Origin of the sequence: Streptomyces sp. NPDC091281 (genome assembly GCF_044757425.1) — a bacterium.
In the GTDB taxonomy this organism is placed as follows: domain Bacteria; phylum Actinomycetota; class Actinomycetes; order Streptomycetales; family Streptomycetaceae; genus Streptomyces.
Map to the genome: position 1 here is coordinate 252,119 of NZ_JBIVUY010000012.1, position 16,133 is coordinate 268,251.

Consider the following 16,133-nt stretch of genomic DNA (forward strand, 5'->3'; position numbering starts at 1 on the left):
GGCGGGTGTGCGGTGGTCACAGGGTCTCGCCCTCCTGACGGAACAGCTGGCGGAAGTAGAGGACGAGGACGCCGCTCATCAGCAGCAGGGTGATCATCGAGGCGGCGGAGCCGAGGTCGTAGCGCTGGCCGGAGAGCGCGGTCTGCACGGCGTAGACCGGCAGGATGGTGGTGGCGCCGCCCGGACCGCCGCGGGTCATCACCCAGATCTGCACGAACGCCTTGAACGTCCAGATCACTTCGAGCGAGAGCACCAGCATGAAGATCGGCCGGATCAGCGGGAACGTCACCGAGCGGAAGATCCGCGCGGGGCCCGCGCCGTCCATGCGCGCCGACTCGTACAGCTCGGCGGGGACGGTGACCAGCGCCGAGTAGAGGGTGATGGCGGCGAACGGCACCGACTGCCAGACGATCAGCACGACCACGATGGCGAACGCGGTGCCGCCGTGCGCGAACCAGGGGTAGCCCTCGAAGGAGGAGAAGCCGAGCGAGGTGAGCGTCTCGTTGACGATGCCGAACTCCGAGTGGAACAGCCACTGGAAGACGGTGGTGGCCGCCACCACCGGCACCGCCCACACCAGCACCAGCGAGCTGAGCACGACGGTCCGCACGACCCGGCCCAGCCGCTCCACCATCAGGGCGACCAGCGTCGACAGGACCATGATGACGACGACGTTGACGGCCATGAAGAGGAAGGTCCGGCGGACCACCTCCCAGAACTCCGGGTCGGACAGCAGGGTCCGGTAGTTGCGCAGGCCCACGAACTCGGCGTCGCCGACGATCAGTTGCCGCAGCCGGAAGTCCTGGAAGGAGATCGTCACGGCCCGCACCAGCGGGTAGACCAGCAGATAGAGCATGCCCAGCACGGCCGGGGCGATCAGCAGGTAGGGCCAGGGGCCCGACCGGCCGTCGCGGGCGGGGCGCCGGGGCGGGCGGCGGGCGGGACCTTCGGCCGCGCGGCGGGCGGGTCGGCGGCCGGCGGAGCCGGGCAGGCTCCGCTCACGGACGGTCGACACGGCGCCTCCTGTTCTTCGGGGTCGCGTTGTTCGGGGGGCACGGACTGTGCGGGGGCACGGACTCACCGGGGCTTCCCGGTGTCCGGGGCGCGGGTCCCGGCCGGTGCGGGCGGCCGGGACGCCCGGTCAGGAGCCGCTGTTGAGGGTGGAGGTGATCGTGTCCGACGCCCCGGCCGCCGCCTTCGCGGCGTCCTGGCCGGTCAGGACCGCCGTCATGTACTCCTTGATCGGGTTCTTCGCCTCGACCGCCGCCCACTGGGGCGTGTTGGGCGTGGCGTGGCCCTGGGCGGCGCCGACCGCCATCGCCGCGGTGCCGGGGTCGGCGGCGACCGCGTCCGCGAGGGTGGTGCGGTTGGGCACGTAGCTCATCGCCGGGGCGAGCTTGCGCTGCCAGGTGTCGCCGGTGAGTTCCTTGATGAAGGTGTACGCCTCGTCCTGGTGCTTGGCGACGGCCGGGACGACCAGGTCGGAGCCGCCGGTGAAGACGCTGCCCGGGGTGCCCGCGGTCTTGCCGGGGATCGGGAAGAAGCCGAGCTTGCCCTTGAGTTCGGGGTTGTGCTCCTCGACGACCTTGGCGCCGCCGGGGACGGCGATGATCTGCGCGACCTCGCCCCCGGCCATCACCTCGGCCTGTGGCGGCTGGGCCTCGTCGGAGTCCTTGGGGCCCTTCCCCAGGGCCTGGAGGCTCTGGTAGAAGTCCATCGCGCGCAGCGCCTCCGGGCTGTCGAGGCCGCCCTTCCACTTCCCGCCGCTCTCCGTGGCGAGGTCGCCGCCCTCGTCCCAGACGAAGCCGGAGAGGACGTACCAGTTCTGGCCGGGCAGGTAGATGCCCTGGGTGCCGCCCTTGTTCAGCTGCTTCGTCGCCGCGATCCAGTCCTCGCGGGTCTTGATCGCGGCGGCGTCCACGCCCGCCTTCTCGAACAGGTCGGTGCGGTAGATGACGACCCGGTTGGCCGCGTAGTACGGGATGCCGTACTGCTTGCCCTCGTACGCGCCGGGCTCGGCCAGTCCCTTGAGCCAGGCGTCGCCGCCGAGGTCGGAGACCTTGCCGGAGAAGTCGGTGAGGCCGCCGCTCTGGGCGTACTGCGCGACCTGGGTGTTGCCGACCTCGATGACGTCCGGAGCGTCGTTGCTGGCCAGCGCGGCGGTGACCTTCTCCCCGATGCCGTCCCACTCCTGGATCTGGATCTTCGCGTCGATGTCGGGGTGGGCCTTCTCGAAGCCGGTCTCGAACTCCTTCTGGAACTCGGCCGAGACGCTGTCACGCATCAGCCAGACGTCGAGGACGGTCCGGCCGCCGCCGGCGCTGTCCGACGCGTCGTCGGAGGAGGAACAGCCGGTGAGCCCGGCGCTCAGCGCCAGAGCGCCGAGCAGGGCGAGCGAGCGGTACTTCACGGTTCACCTCTGGGAGACCTGGGACCTGGGAGAAGACGTGCACGGGAACCTGACCAGTAAGTGGACCAGTGGGCTTACCAGTCGGCGCTCGATGAAGGTGGCATAGACCAATGTGGGCGTCAAGCCCCCACGTACAAAGCGTTATGGGCGATTCGACGCCGACAGAAGGCCGGGCGGGACGGGCGGAGCGTGGTCATCCGGCCGAATTCGGAAACCCGCGGCCCACTTGACCAGCAGACCAGTTATCGTCGGAGGGCATACCAGTGCGCCGCCCCGGCCGACCGGGAGAAAGAGAAAGAGTGCCGCATGGAGATCGACCCCGCCGCCTCGGGTGCGGTGCTCAAGCGCGAGCGCGTCCGCGACGCGATCCTCGAACTCGTCGAGGACCGACGGCCGGGCGACCCGATTCCCTCCGAACGCGCCCTGTGCGCCCGGCTCGGCGTCTCACGGCCGACGCTGCGCGCCGCCGTCGACGAACTCGTGGTCGCCGGGGTCCTGGTGCGTGAGCACGGGCGGGGCATGTTCGTCGCCGCCGAGAAGATCACCCAGGAACTGGTCTCCGACCGGCAGGCGTTCAGCCTTCCGCAGGCGGCCGGGGTCTGGAGCAGCAGGCTCCTGGAGATGAACACCCACCCGGCCGGCGCCCGCGTCGGACGCAAACTGCGCATCTCCCCGGCCGCGAAGATCCACTACGTGGCCCGGCTGCGCCTGGTCGACGGCTCGCCCACGGCCATCGAGTACCTGCACGTCCCCGCCGACCTGGTGCCCGGCCTGACCAGTGAGGAACTGGAGCAGGGCGACCTCTACGAGCATCTGCGGGCCCGGCACGCGGTCGACGTGAGCGAGGCCGTCCAGTCCATCGAGCCCACCGTGGTGACCCGGGCCGAGGCCGATCTGCTCGACGTGCCGGAACTCTCCCCCGCGCTGCTCTTCGAACGGCTGACCACGGACGTGCGCGGCCGGGCCGTCGAGTACGTCCACTCCCTCTACCGGGGCGACCGCTACCGCATCGTCTCCCGGCTCAGCCTCGGCCCGCGCGACCAGGCACCGCCGTCGCCCGGGGGACACCATCCGGGTATCCCGCCGGGCGACTTCACGACCGGGGAGCCGGTCACCTTCACCACGCGGGGAGTGGTGCAGGACGGTCAGTGAGGCGACCTCGCGCCCCGGAGCCCGGACCCGTGTGACCGACCCCGGGCCCCGACCCGGCCCGGACACCGCCGGGCCGTTCGCTCGTGCGTGTTTCCGGGGACCCGCCGGACCGTACCGGCCCCGGCGGGTCCCCGGCCGCCGTCAGGCGGTGTGCAGGCGCAGGCCGTACCGGTTGAGGATCTCGTTCACCGGCTGGAACCAGGTCTGGCCGCCGCTGGAGCAGTTGCCCCAACCGCCGGAGGTGACGCCCTGGGCCTGGTCACCCGTGATGAACGAGCCGCCCGAGTCGCCGCCCTCGGCGCACACGCTGGTCTTCGTCAGCTGGTACACCGCGCCCTGCTGGTAGTTGACCGTCTCGTTCTTGGCCAGCACGTTCCCGCAGTGCCAGCGGGTGGTCGAGCCCGACCGGCAGACCGAGCTGCCGACGGGGGCCTCGTTCGACCCGCGGACCAGCTGGTCCGGGACGGTTCCCCAGCCGAGCACGACCGGCACGGTCCACCAGCCGCTGCCCACGTTCACCCAGGCGTAGTCGTCGCCCGGGAAGGACGAGCCCTGGAAGTTGCCCACGTAGGAGCGGTCCCAGCCGTACACCGCCTGGCCCGCGCGGCCGCAGTGCCCGGCGGTGACGAACCCGCCCTGCACCGAGAAGCCTATGGAGCAGCGGACGTTGCCGGTGTAGTACGGGTCGCCGCCCACGGTGCCCGCGGCGAAGGTCTGCGGCGCCGAGGCCACTGTCTTGACGGTCACGGGACCGGCCGCGCGGGCCCGGTCCAGGAACCGCCGGACATCGTTGTCGGAGGCCTTGTCCTTGACCACGCCGACGACCAGCGAGTTGGCCGCCGGGTCGACGTACCAGTTGCTGACGCCGCTCGGCGCGGCCAGCCGGTCCACGCGGGCCTTGGCCGTGTCGAGGGCGCGGGCGCTGTGCTCGACGGTGCGCACGGTGGCGCCGGTGGCGCGGACCGCCCGTACCGTCGTGGCGGGGGCGTCCGAGGTGACGGCCACCGTCAGCCGCTCGGAGGCGGCGTCGAACCACGAGCCGCCGTAGGCCGCTCCGGCGGCGGCACGGGCCTTCGGCTCCACGCCGGTGGCGGCGCGCTCGGCGGCGAGCCGCTCCCGCGCCTCGGTCGCGGTCAGGCCCAGGTCGCGCTGCATCGCGGCCAGAAGGCCCGTGCTGAGCGGCTTCGCCTCGGCGGCGACGGGGGAGTCGCTGGCCGCCGCGGGCAGGGCGGCGCCGGTCGTCCAGCTGCCGACCAGGAGCAGGACGGCCAGTCCTGCGAGCTTGACTCTGTTCTGTCTCACGGGAGTTGCCCCTTCGTCGTTCCAGCAAGGTGGGGGTGGAACAACCGCGGGTTGAGAGCGCTCTCGTGCGGGTTGCTCCGAGAGTAGCCATCCAACGTGGACAGGTCCATGCCAATGCCGTACATCGTTGTCGGAGTTGCCGACGGGGCGTCAGGCGGGCCGGGGAACACCGCGGCGCACGCCGGGGAGGCGTGCGCCGAGCGGACCGTGGACGGGAGGGAAAAAGAGTTCCGTCGCCTATCGACCGATTGCCGACCGGATATGACGGAATAAGGGGCGATGTTCAGCGGCTGCGGATCGCGCTGGTGGCAAAGAATCCGGTGGCCGCGGCGGTGATGAGGGCACAGACGGCGAGCAGGGCGGTACGTCGCATCGAGCAACCTTCCCGAGGGGGAGAGGGACGGATGGGCCCTGCTCAACGCCCCACCGTGCCGCACCGCTTCGCCCGCGCGGCGATGCCACCCGTACGGACGCGGGCCGGTCGTGCGGCGCCGTGACGGCCGGTGCGCGGGGGACGGGTGTGACCCTTTCCATTGCGCTCGCCGACCACGACGGTAAACATCGGCTCACAAGTTTTTCCGAATAATTGTTATCCGAGGACCGCTCAGGGATCTCCCCTGTCACGGACAGCATCGTTCGGCGTCTACGACAGGGAAGCAGCGATGGGTACTCAGCACACGGCGGACACGGCGGCACTGGTGACCGCCGCCCGAGAGGGCGACCCGCAGGCACAGGACGCGTTGGTGAGCGCGTACCTGCCGCTGGTCTACAACATCGTGGGCCGCGCGCTGAACGGCTCGGTGGACGTCGACGACGTCGTCCAGGAGACCATGCTCCGGGCCCTCGACGCGCTGCCCGGCCTGCGCTCCACGGAGAGCTTCCGGTCCTGGCTGGTGGCCATCACCATGAACCAGGTCCGGGCCCACTGGCGCGAACGGCAGGTCTCCTCGGGGCCGGTGGAGGAGGCCGGGGAACTCGCCGACCCGGGCGCGGACTTCGTCGACCTCACGATGGTGCGGCTGCAACTGTCGGGCCAGCGCCAGGAGACCGCGCGCGCCACCCGCTGGCTGGAGCCCGACGACCGCGGCCTGCTGTCGCTGTGGTGGCTGGAGTGCGCGGGTACCCTCACCCGCGCCGAGGTGGCCGCCGCGATGGAGCTGTCGCCGGAGCACACGGCGGTGCGGGTGCAGCGGATGAAGGCCCAGCTGGAGGCGGCCCGGGTGGTCGTGCGGGCGCTGGGCGCGCAGCCGCCGTGCGAGGAACTGCGCGGGGTGCTGGCGAGTTGGGACGGCCGTCCGTCCGCGCTGTGGCGCAAGCGGATAGCCCGGCACGCCCGCGGCTGCGGCCGCTGTTCCGGCCTGTGGAGCGGACTGCTGCCCGCCGAGGGCCTGCTCGCCGGTCTGGCGCTGGTCCCGGCGTCGGCGTTCCTGGTGGCCTGGGCGGGTTCGGGCGACCCGAACGCCCTCGTCGGCTCGGCGACCGCGGCCTCCGCCCCCGCCACCGCGTACGGCGTCGACGGCGCGTCCGGCGCCGGGGCCGCTCACGCGGACGCCGGTGTCGTCACCTCGGGCAGGCACCGGGGCGCGAGCGGGGACCGGTCCGAGGGCGCGCGCGGCGCGGCCCGCCGCAGGCGCCGCGTCCGCCGCCGCGCGGTCGGCGGCGCCGTCGTCGCCGCCGTCGTGGCGGGCGGCGGCCTGTTCTACTTCCTGCTGCCCGACGGCGGCAAGGACGAGTCGACGGCGAGCCGCGTCGTCGACGACGCCCCGGTGCCCCCGTCGGTCACGGCGAGCGCGAGCACCCCGACCGGCACGCCGTCGCCGTCCGCCTCCCCCTCGCCGTCGGCCTCGCCGTCCGCGAAGAAGTCCCCGAGCCCGAGCGCCTCCCCGAAGCCGTCGCCGAAGAAGACCCGCCCCGCTGCCCCGAAGCCCGCGCGGCCCGCGCCCGCACCCGCGCCGGAGGAGAAGCCCGCCCCGAAGGCGGCGCCCAGCGGTCTCAACGGCCAGGTCATCGCCCTCGTCAACGAGGAGCGGTCGAAGGCCGGTTGCGGACCCGTCACCGACGACGGCGAGCTGCGCGCCGCGGCGCAGGGCCACTCCGACGACATGGCCGCCCGTGACTTCTTCGACCACACCAACCCGGACGGGGAGAACCCCGGCCAGCGCATCACCGACGCCGGGTACCGCTGGTCGACCTACGGCGAGAACATCGCCAAGGGGCAGCAGACCGCCGCGTCGGTGATGGAGTCCTGGATGAACAGCCCCGGCCACCGCGCCAACATCCTCAACTGCGCCTTCAAGAACATCGGTGTCGGCATCCACCAGGGCGACGGCGGCCCGTGGTGGACGCAGAACTTCGGCGCCAAGCTGTGAAGGCCCCCGCGCGGCAGGGGTGTCGCGGCGCGGCGCGCTGAGCGTCCCGCCGCCGGGTGTCCCCGGCCGTCGGGCCGGGGCGGGCCCCGGTGTGCCGGGGTGGCCGGGAGGCCGGGCCCTCCTCCGGGCGGGCCCGGCCTCCCGCGGGCGGCGGCGGCCGTCGGTCCGGTACGTGCCGCCGCCCGTCCCGCCGGTCCGGCGGCCCCGCGCCGGGCCGCCGGACCGGCCCGTTCCGGGCCCGGGACGGGCTGAGATGCGGGGTCGTGGGGGCCGACGGAGACTGAGGGGGTGAAGACCACCCGTCCAGGACATGGCGAAGCCGGACCCCGCGCCGTCGAGCCACCGCGGGAGACCCTCGGGCTGGCGGCGATGCTGTTCGCGGTCGCCATGACCTTCATCGACCAGACCATCGTGGCCGTCGCGGCCCCGGACATCACCGACGAACTCGGGCTGACCACCTCCGGGATGCAGTGGGTCGTCAACGCCTACCTGCTCTCCCTGGCCGCCTTCTTCGCCCTCGGCGGACGCCTCGCGGACCTCCTCGGGCCGCGCCGCATGGTCGTCGTCGGCACCCTGGTGTTCGTCATCTCCTCGATCCTCTGCGGCTGTGTCCCGAAGGGCGACTTCGCCCAGACCTGGATGATCATCTTCCGGGCGGTCCAGGGCCTCGGGGCCGCCCTGCTCTTCCCCGCGGCGCTCGCCGTCGTCGTCGCCGTGTTCCCGGTCGAACGGCGCGGGCGCGCGCTCGCGCTGTTCTTCGGCCTCTCCGGCGCGCTGACCGCGATCGGCCCGCTGCTGGGCGGCTGGCTGACCGCCTGGACCTGGCGCGCGATCTTCTGGGTCAACGTGCCCGTGGCGATCATCGCGCTGATCCTGACCGCCATGGCGCACATCGCCGACCGCAGACGCGACGAACCCCTCGACGTGCGCGGCGCCGCCCTCATGGTGGTCGGCATGGGGCTGAGCGTGCTCGGCTTCCAGCAGGCCTGGTCCTGGGGCTGGGACAGCGTGGCGACCTGGGCCTGCATCGTGGGCGGACTCCTCGTGCTCTGGTTCTTCGTCCGCTTCGAGCGCGGCGTCCGGCATCCCCTGATCGACCTGCGGGTCTTCGACGACAAGGCGTTCCGCGTCGACGCCGTCGTGCTGTTCTTCGCGATGCTCGCGTTCGTCCCGCTGTTCTTCTTCGCCTCGGTCTACGCCCAGGTCTCCCTGAGCGCCTCGCCCAACCAGGCCGCGCTGTTCCTGCTGTACTTCTTCGCGGGCTTCGCCATCGCGTCCCAGTGGGGCGGCCGCATCTTGGACCGCACCGGCGCGCGCCCCGCGCTCAAGGCGGGCACCGTGATCGGCGCGGTCGGATTCGCCCTGTGGGCGGGCAAACTGACCGACCTCTCCATGCACGACCAGTGGCCCTACGCCGCGCTGGCGGGCGCCGGGATCGGCTTCATCCTCGCGCCCGCGTCCACGGACGCCGTCAACCGGTCGCTCAACGCCTCGTACGGCGAGGTCACCGGGGTCACCCAGACGATCCGCAACTACGCGGCCAGCGTGGGCCTCGCCGTCTTCGGCACGATCCTCACCCACGCCACCACCGACAACGTGGAGAAGACGCTGGAGTCGCGCGGGGTGTCCGAGGGCCGCTCGCGGGACATCGCCCGCCAGGTCGCCGAGTCGGTCACCGGCAGCGGCGACGCCCGCACCCCGGACGGCGGCGGGCCCGCGGCCTCGGCCATGCGGGACGCCATGTCGGCGATCCGGATGGACTTCGCCCAGGCCAACCAGTGGGTCTTCTACGGGATGGCCATCGCCCTCGGCATCGCCTTCCTGTTCGCCCTGCGCCACCCCGGCGGCAAGGCCGTGCAGGCCGATCCGAACACTCCGCAGGGTGACGCGGCCTCCCCGCGGGCGCCCGCTCCGGGCGCCACGACGCCCGGCGGCGGTGGCCGTTAGGGGGCTTGTACGTCCGGACGCGCCGAGGGGCGCCCGCGGTCCCGCGGGCGCCCCTCGGTGGTGGGTCGGGCTCCGGACCGTTCACGGTCCGGCGGCCGCGTCGCTCAGAGCTGGCCGGAGGCGGAGATGGTGACCTTCGAGGAGAGGCGGCCGCTGCCGGAGCCGAGCGCCTCGATCCGGCGGACCAGCTTCATGCTGTCCTCGTCGGCGACCTCGCCGAACACGACGTGCTTGCCGTCGAGCCAGCCGGTCACGATCGTGGTGACGAAGAACTGCGAACCGTTGGTGTTCGGGCCCGCGTTGGCCATGGACAGCAGGCCCGGCCGGTCGTGCTTCAGCTGGAAGTTCTCGTCCGCGAACTTCTCGCCGTAGATGCTCTTGCCGCCGGTGCCGTTGCCCGCGGTGAAGTCGCCGCCCTGGAGCATGAAGTCCGGGATCACGCGGTGGAAGGAGGAACCGGCGTAGCCGAAGCCCTTCTCGCCGGTGGCCAGCGCGCGGAAGTTCTCCGCGGTCTTCGGCACGACGTCGTCGAACAGGTTGAAGTTGATGCGCCCGGCGGGCTCGCCGTCGATGGTGATGTCGAAATAGACCTTGGTCGTCATGCTCCTATCCTGCACTCTCCCGCGTGCGAGGCCGAATCGAGGCCCCCGCACCGGCGCCGGACACCGCGTCGCGGGGGCCCGCGCCCAGCTCGGGGGCGATCAGGTTCCGCACGTCGTACAGGATCTGCTCGTAGTCCTCGCGGTGGAACTCGTACGGGAGTTCCAGCCGCAGTTCGCGCACGGACGCGACCACGGGATCGGCGGCCAGCGCCTCCAGGATCTGCTCGGCGCCGCCCACCAGGTCGGGGGCGAACAGGGTGCGGCGCGGGCCCTGCGGGGCGAGGGTGCGGGCGTGCCGGCTCTCCGCGTACGCCCGGTAGCGGGCCCGGGTCGCCGTGTCGGCGCTGTCCCACGGCACGATCACCCGGCCCAGCGCCACCCGCGGCTCGGGCCGCCCCGTCGGCAGGGCGGACCGGTAGGCGTCCAGCAGGGCGAGCTGCGCGGTGGCGAAGTCGTCCGTGCCCTCGCCGGTGACGATGTTCCCGGTGAGCAGGTTCAGCCCCCGTTCCCCGGCCCAGCGGGCGGACCGCAGACTGCCGCCGCCGTACCAGACCCGGTCCGCGAGGCCCTCGGCGTACGGCTGGAGCCGCGGGCGCTGGACGTTGCCGGGGGAGTGGATCACCGTGTCCGGGTCGCCGAGGAAGGCGCCGCGCAGATGGCCGACGACGCGGTCGATGCGGCCGTAGGACAGGTCGAGGGAGCGCCAGTCCCCGTCGTGCACCAGGCCGCCGAGGAGGTCCGCGTGCGGCATGCCGGTGCTGAGGCCGACCTGGAGGCGGCCCCGCGACAGCACGTCGGCCAGCGACAGGTCCTCGGCCAGCCGGAACGGGTTCTCGTAGCCGATCGGGATGACGGCCGTGCCCAGCTCGATCCGCTCGGTGCGCTGGCTCGCGGCGGCGAGGAAGACGGCGGCGGAGCCCACGCCGTGCTCCAGGTGGCGCTGGCGTATCCAGGCGCCGTCGAAGCCCAGCCGCTCCCCGTGTGCGAACAGCCGGAGGGTGTCCTCCAGGCCGCCGTACGGGTCGTCGTCGGCGAAGTTGCCCGGCGTGAGGAAGGCCAGCGAGGCGATCGCGGGGCGGCTCACGCGCGGTGGTCCGGCGGCAGGGCGTACAGCTCGGGCAGGTTCACCACGATCGCCTCCTGCGTGCTGCGCGCGATCACCACCACCGCCTCCTCGTCCGGGTCGGGGTTCTCCTCGCGGTGCGGCACGAACGGCGGGACGAAGATGTAGTCGCCGGGCCCGGCCTTCAGCCGGACCTCCTCGGCGCCGTCGCCCGAGCCGTCCAGGAAGACGAACTCCGGACGGCCGCTGACCACGTAGATCGCCGTCTCGGACGCGCCGTGGTGGTGGTCGGAGGAGGAGGTGGAGGGCGCCACGTGGGTCTGGCCCATCCACAGCTTCTCCGAGCCGACGGCCCGGCCGCTCACCGCGGCGAAGCGGCGCATGCCGCCGGTCTGCGCGGTGTCGCCGTCGAGGGCGTCGGCGCGGATGTGGTGCAGCCGGGTGTGCAGCGGCCGCGTCGGGCGCTCCGGCTCGGGGTGGTCGTGGAGGTGCGGGTGGAAGCCCTCGCCCGCGGTGGTCAACGGCTCGCTCATGGCCCGGACGCTAGGTCGGCCCCGAAAAGGATGTCAAGAGGTGTCCATTGCGCTTCACCTGCGGCAATGTTCCCGCAACACTGCGCGGGTGGCTGGTTCGCGCCGCACCCGGGGGCACGCCTCGGGCATGATGAGCGCATGCATATCTCCGCGAAGGCGGACTACGCCACCCGGGCTCTGCTCGAACTCGCGTGTGAACCCGCCCGTCCCCTCACCTGTGAGGCCATGGCCTCCGCCCAGGGGATTCCGTTCCGTTTCCTGAAGTCCGTGGTCGGCGAGTTGCGCCGGGCCGGTCTGGTCCGCAGCCAGCGCGGCTGCGAGGGCGGCTACTGGCTCGGCCGCCCCGCCGACGAGATCACCGTCCTGGACGTGGTCCGGGCCGTCGACGGCGAGATCATCACCCTGCGCGGCGAGCCCCTGGCCGGGCTCGACTACCCCGGCCCCGCCGACGAACTGCCCGCCGTCTGGCGGCAGATCGAGGCCGACGCCCGCGCCCTCCTCGGCGGGCGGACCCTGGCCTCGCTGCTCCCGGCCGACGCCGCCGCCGACCCCCGGCCGCGGAGCGACGCGGCATGACAGGCGCCTCCGGGCCACCCGCGCCGACGGAGCACCGACCGGCCCTGGAAGTGGTCGAGTACACCGACCCGCTGTGCCCGTGGGCCTGGGGGTCGGAGCCCGTCTTCCGCAGGCTGCGCGCCGCCCTGCCCCAACAGGCCCGCTGGCGGCGGGTGTTCGCCATCCTCTTCGACGAGGACGACGATCCGCCGCCCGACCCGGCCGCCGAGACCGCCTGGTACGCCCGCTACGTCGAGGACATCACCGGCCACACCGGGGCGCCCCGCGCCGCCCGGCTCAGCCGGGTCGCCGCCGGTTCCTGGCCCGCCGCGCTCGTCGCCCGCGCCGCCGAGGCCCAGGGCCCCGAGGTCGCCGAACGGGTGCTGCGCCGCCTGCGGGAGAGCGTCTTCGTGCGCGGCGAACCGGCCGACCGCGTCGACCTCGCCCTCGCCTGGACGCACGGCGTGCCCGGCCTGGACCCCGCCCGCCTGGCCGCCGACGCCGCCTCGGCCGGGGTGCTCGCCTCGGTCCGCGCCGACCACGCCGAGGCGCGCCGCCCCGTCCCGGAGGTGTTCGACCCACCGGGCGGCTCCCCGCACCCCGGCGCGGCCAAGGAGACCCCCGACGGCGCCCACCGCTACGCCCTGCCGACCCTCGTCGTGCGCCGCGGCGACCGCCGTCGCGCCGTCCCCGGCCGACGGCCCTTCGAGGCCTACGCGGCGGCCGTCGAGGACCTCGCGCCGGGTGCGGTCACCGACCCCGGACCGCTCACCCCGGCCGCCGCCCTGGAGCGCCACCGCAGCCTCACCGGACCGGAGTTGGCCGCCCTCACCGACGGCTCGGGACCTCCGTCGGAGGCGGTGCGCGTGGACACCGGCAACGGCCCGCTGTGGCTCCACCCCGACGAGGCCGCCGTCCACCCGGCGCTGGCCCCGCCGCCCGCCGCGCGCCTCTGATCTGCGGCGGGGGCGGACCCCGGCCCCGGCGCGGCGTCCGTCCCGCCGAATGAGACACCAATTGGTGTCCATTGACAGCCGTCCGATCCAGACCCCAGGATGTGGAGCATGCTCACGACGCACCCCGGTGTGGTGTGCCGCTACGTGGACCTGCGGCGCACCTCCAGCGCTCTCTGTCGCTGACCGCCAGCCGCCCACGGCTTCCCGGCGCCTGACCACCCACGGCGGCACCGCCTGCCCGCCGCCCCGTCCGACGGCCCCCGTCCCCCCGCGCCGTCGCGTCGCGCCGTAACTCCCGCTGTTCCCCACCGGCTTCCCCTCCCGTCGCCCTTCGGCCGCCTTCGTCCGTCGGATCGCGTCGCCCTGCCCACGCGTTCCCGGCCGCACCCCCGCGCCGCCGCTGCCGCCGTCCCGTGCTCCGCCCTGCCCCGGGGCGGCCGGTCCGGGGCAGGGACCCTCGCTCCGTCGTGCCCGTGACGGATCTCCGGCGACCGGATCACGCGCCGCGCCCACCCCTGCCTTCCCTCGCCTCTTCCCGGCCGCCGCCCCGCCGCGGGCCGGGACCAGCAGAGAAAGATCGATATGTCCGGACAGCTCACGCCCCGCCGCCCCAGACTTCCCCTGCGACCCGCCCGCAGGGCCGGCCGGCTGCGCACCGCGGCCCTCGGCGCCACCCTGCTCACCGTGCTCGTCCCCGCGCTCAGCGCCTGCGGCGGCGACGCGGCCGGCGCGGGCGGCACCGCCACCCTCAAGTGGACCTCCTCCTACTTCCCCACCCACTGGGACCCGGTGGTCGGCGGCAGCGGCGCCCAGTTCCGCGAACTCGCCCTTGTCTACGCCTCGTTGACCCGCACCGACGAGACCGGCAAGGCCGTGCCCGACCTGGCCAAGAGCTGGGAGTACAACGACAAGGGCGACCAGATCACCTTCCACCTGCGGCCCGGCCTGAAGTTCAGCGACGGCGAGCCCGTCGACGCCGCCGCCGTGAAGGCCGCCGTCGAACGCGCCCAGAAGCAGAAGAACTCCGCCCTCTTCGGCGACCTCACCTCCATCAAGTCGGTCGAGGCCAACGGGCTCGACGCGGTGGTGACTCTCACTCAGGTCGACTACCAGATACCGCAGTTGTTCGGTCAGCGCGTCCTCCAGGTCGCCAGCCCCAAGGCCGCCCGGACCCCTGACAAGCTGGACCAGAACCCCGTAGGCGCCGGACCGTTCGTCGTCACCCAGCTCGTCCCCGGCACCAAGGCCGTCCTGAAGAAGAACCCGGACTACTGGGACGCCGAGAACATCCACATCGACCACGTCGAACTCACCTCGGCACCCGACGCCTCCACCGTCGTCTCCGGACTCCAGACCGGCGTCTACAACTTCGCCGACATCAAGCCCAGTCAGGCCGACGCCGCCAAGAAGGCGGGCCTCGACGTCTTCGTCCAGCCCGGCTTCAACGCCTCCAACATCAGCCTCAACATCAACAAGGCACCCTTCAAGGACGACCGCGTCGTGAACGCCGTCCGGTACGCGATCAACCGCCAGGAGTTCGTCGACAAGCTGACGTTCGGCTACGGCGAGGCCACCGACCAGCCCTTCCCCAAGGGCTACGTCGCCTACGACCCGCAGTCGGAGAACGCGTACCCCTACGACCCCGAGAAGGCGAAGAAGCTCCTCGCCGAGGCCGGGCACAAGCCCGGTGACCTCAAGCTCGACCTCGTCATCCCGGCCGAGGACCCGCAGGCGGAGATCGTCCAGTCACAGCTCGCCAAGGTCGGCATCACCGTCACCATCAAGATCGACAAGAACTGGGCCACCCCCTTCTTCGCCAAGGACCTGACCTTCTCCCTCTACGGCACCACCGGCCGCGACTCCGCCGCCCAGACCCTCACCGCCCACTTCGGACCCAACGGCCCGCTCAACCTCAGCTCCCCCTACGAGCCCGCCGGTTTCGAGGCGGCGATCGCCAAGGTCCGCCAGACCCCGCTGGACGCCCCCGACTACGCCGACACCCTCCAGGCCGCCACCCGCGCCGGACTCCAGAGCAAGGCCCTCGTCTTCACCTACTCCGGGCCCAACCTCATCGCCAAGAGCAAGACCGTCTCCGCCCTGCCCAAGAACCCGGCCCACATCGACTGGACCGGCGTCACCATCGGCGGCAACTGACCCCGTCCGTCCCGCACAGAGAGGGGGCAACCCCATGACGACCACCCTGGACGGGGTCCTGACCGAGGCCCGTCCCGACGAGCCCGCACCCCACCGCCGTCGCGGGGTCGCCGCGACCAGGACGCGCCACGCGCTCGGCCGCGTCCTGGTCACCCTCGCCCGCTCGGCCGCCCTCTTCGTCCCCGTCTTCCTCGTCGCCACGTTCGTGACCTTCGCGCTGCGGTCCCTCAGCGGCCTCAGCCCGGCCCGCATCCAGCTCGGCGAGGAGGCCACCCCCGAGGCCATCGCCCGCATCGAGGCGCAGTGGGGCCTCGACCGGCCCTTCCTGGTCCAGTACGGCGACTGGTTCTCCGGCGTCCTGCACGGACAGCTCGGCGCCAGCTGGACCAACGGCGCCGACATCTCCACCCTCATCGGCCTCGGCCTCGGCGTCAGCCTCTCCGTCGCCACGTTCGCGCTGCTCATCGGCGTGGTCGCCGGGTTCCTCCTCGGCACCGTCGCCGGACTGCGCCCCACCAGCTGGATCGACCGCGCCGTCACCGGCTTCGTCACCGTGGTCTCGGTGATGCCCGCCTTCGTCGTCGGCATCGTCCTCGTCGCCGTCCTCGCCGTCGGCCTCAACCTGTTCCCGTCCGCCGGATACATCCCGGCCGAGCAGGGCCTCGGACCCTGGCTCGCCCACATCACCCTCCCCGCGGTCGCCCTCAGCTGCGACGTCGTCGCCGACGTCGCCCGGCAACTGCGCGGCAGCCTGATCGCCGCCTACCGCGAGAACTACGTCACCGGCGCGGTCGTCCGGGGACTGAGTCCCCGCCGCATCTTCTTCCGGCACGTCCTGCGCAACGCCCTCGGTCCCACCCTCGCCACGCTCGGCCTGAAGTTCCCCGCGCTGGTCGGCGCCTCCGTCGTCACCGAGTGGATCTTCGGCCTCCAGGGCTTCGGCCGCTTCGCCAACGACTCCGCCCAGGCCGGAGACGTGCCCGCCGTGCAGGGCGTCCTCGTGGTGTCGATCGTCCTGGTCGTCGCCTTCAACCTCGTCGTCAACCTGGTGCTGGCCCGCGTCACGCCGGCCTCCCAGAGGGGGGTGTGA

Annotated in this window: 13 protein-coding genes; 7 read left to right on the top strand and 6 right to left on the bottom strand. The window is 72.9% G+C overall.

Annotated features, from left to right (window positions below; translation table 11 throughout):
* Nucleotides 1-16: 16 nt before the first annotated feature.
* Together ACIQPQ_RS28525 and ACIQPQ_RS28530 are read right to left on the bottom strand one after the other, a co-directional pair.
* Entirely contained in the window at nt 17-1,015 is a 999-nt protein-coding gene (locus tag ACIQPQ_RS28525; protein ID WP_401309139.1) for a carbohydrate ABC transporter permease, read from the bottom strand.
* Between the two features lie 126 nt (nt 1,016-1,141).
* On the bottom strand, nt 1,142-2,410 hold the full coding sequence (locus ACIQPQ_RS28530; protein ID WP_401309142.1) for an extracellular solute-binding protein: 1,269 nt from the start codon (nt 2,408-2,410) through the stop codon (nt 1,142-1,144).
* Nucleotides 2,411-2,716: 306 nt separating this feature from the next.
* Between ACIQPQ_RS28530 and ACIQPQ_RS28535 the strand changes: the two genes are divergently transcribed.
* Complete coding sequence (locus ACIQPQ_RS28535) at nt 2,717-3,562, top strand: GntR family transcriptional regulator (protein WP_401309145.1); 846 nt, start codon at nt 2,717-2,719, stop codon at nt 3,560-3,562.
* A gap of 141 nt (nt 3,563-3,703) precedes the next feature.
* Here ACIQPQ_RS28535 and ACIQPQ_RS28540 read toward each other — a convergent pair whose 3' ends face one another.
* The gene (locus tag ACIQPQ_RS28540; RefSeq protein WP_401309148.1) at nt 3,704-4,864 is read right to left on the bottom strand and encodes a S1 family peptidase; all 1,161 of its coding nucleotides are present in this window, start codon (nt 4,862-4,864) and stop codon (nt 3,704-3,706) included.
* A 662-nt stretch (nt 4,865-5,526) separates the two neighbouring features.
* Between ACIQPQ_RS28540 and ACIQPQ_RS28545 the strand changes: the two genes are divergently transcribed.
* Together ACIQPQ_RS28545 and ACIQPQ_RS28550 are read left to right on the top strand one after the other, a co-directional pair.
* Nucleotides 5,527-7,233, top strand: coding sequence for a sigma-70 family RNA polymerase sigma factor (locus tag ACIQPQ_RS28545; protein ID WP_401309151.1), 1,707 nt, complete (start codon nt 5,527-5,529; stop codon nt 7,231-7,233).
* Nucleotides 7,234-7,602: 369 nt separating this feature from the next.
* Entirely contained in the window at nt 7,603-9,180 is a 1,578-nt protein-coding gene (locus ACIQPQ_RS28550) for an MFS transporter (RefSeq protein ID WP_401309328.1), read from the top strand.
* A 104-nt stretch (nt 9,181-9,284) separates the two neighbouring features.
* Here ACIQPQ_RS28550 and ACIQPQ_RS28555 read toward each other — a convergent pair whose 3' ends face one another.
* Genes ACIQPQ_RS28555 through ACIQPQ_RS28565 form a run of 3 tightly spaced genes read right to left on the bottom strand, consistent with a single transcriptional unit; the run spans nt 9,285 to nt 11,378 of the window.
* Nucleotides 9,285-9,782, bottom strand: a complete 498-nt coding sequence (locus tag ACIQPQ_RS28555) for a peptidylprolyl isomerase (protein ID WP_401309154.1) — start codon at nt 9,780-9,782, stop codon at nt 9,285-9,287.
* Nucleotides 9,783-9,786: 4 nt separating this feature from the next.
* The gene (locus ACIQPQ_RS28560; RefSeq protein WP_401309157.1) at nt 9,787-10,866 is read right to left on the bottom strand and encodes an LLM class flavin-dependent oxidoreductase; all 1,080 of its coding nucleotides are present in this window, start codon (nt 10,864-10,866) and stop codon (nt 9,787-9,789) included.
* The gene (locus tag ACIQPQ_RS28565) at nt 10,863-11,378 is read right to left on the bottom strand and encodes a cupin domain-containing protein (protein WP_401309160.1); all 516 of its coding nucleotides are present in this window, start codon (nt 11,376-11,378) and stop codon (nt 10,863-10,865) included. The genes ACIQPQ_RS28560 and ACIQPQ_RS28565 overlap by 4 nt, the downstream gene beginning before the upstream one ends.
* A gap of 138 nt (nt 11,379-11,516) precedes the next feature.
* On the opposite strand from ACIQPQ_RS28565, the gene ACIQPQ_RS28570 reads away from it, so the two are divergent.
* The 4 genes from ACIQPQ_RS28570 to ACIQPQ_RS28585 all read left to right on the top strand — a co-directional run bounded on the left by ACIQPQ_RS28570 (nt 11,517) and on the right by ACIQPQ_RS28585 (nt 16,133).
* Nucleotides 11,517-11,954: an RrF2 family transcriptional regulator gene (locus ACIQPQ_RS28570; protein WP_401309163.1), complete on the top strand. Its 438-nt coding sequence runs from the start codon at nt 11,517-11,519 to the stop codon at nt 11,952-11,954.
* A complete protein-coding gene (locus ACIQPQ_RS28575) occupies nt 11,951-12,889 on the top strand; it encodes a DsbA family protein (RefSeq protein ID WP_401309166.1) in 939 nt (312 codons plus the stop codon). Before ACIQPQ_RS28570 ends, ACIQPQ_RS28575 begins: the two co-directional genes overlap by 4 nt.
* Nucleotides 12,890-13,471: 582 nt before the next feature.
* The gene (locus ACIQPQ_RS28580; RefSeq protein ID WP_401309169.1) at nt 13,472-15,043 is read left to right on the top strand and encodes an ABC transporter substrate-binding protein; all 1,572 of its coding nucleotides are present in this window, start codon (nt 13,472-13,474) and stop codon (nt 15,041-15,043) included.
* A 34-nt stretch (nt 15,044-15,077) separates the two neighbouring features.
* On the top strand, nt 15,078-16,133 hold the full coding sequence (locus ACIQPQ_RS28585) for an ABC transporter permease (RefSeq protein WP_401309171.1): 1,056 nt from the start codon (nt 15,078-15,080) through the stop codon (nt 16,131-16,133).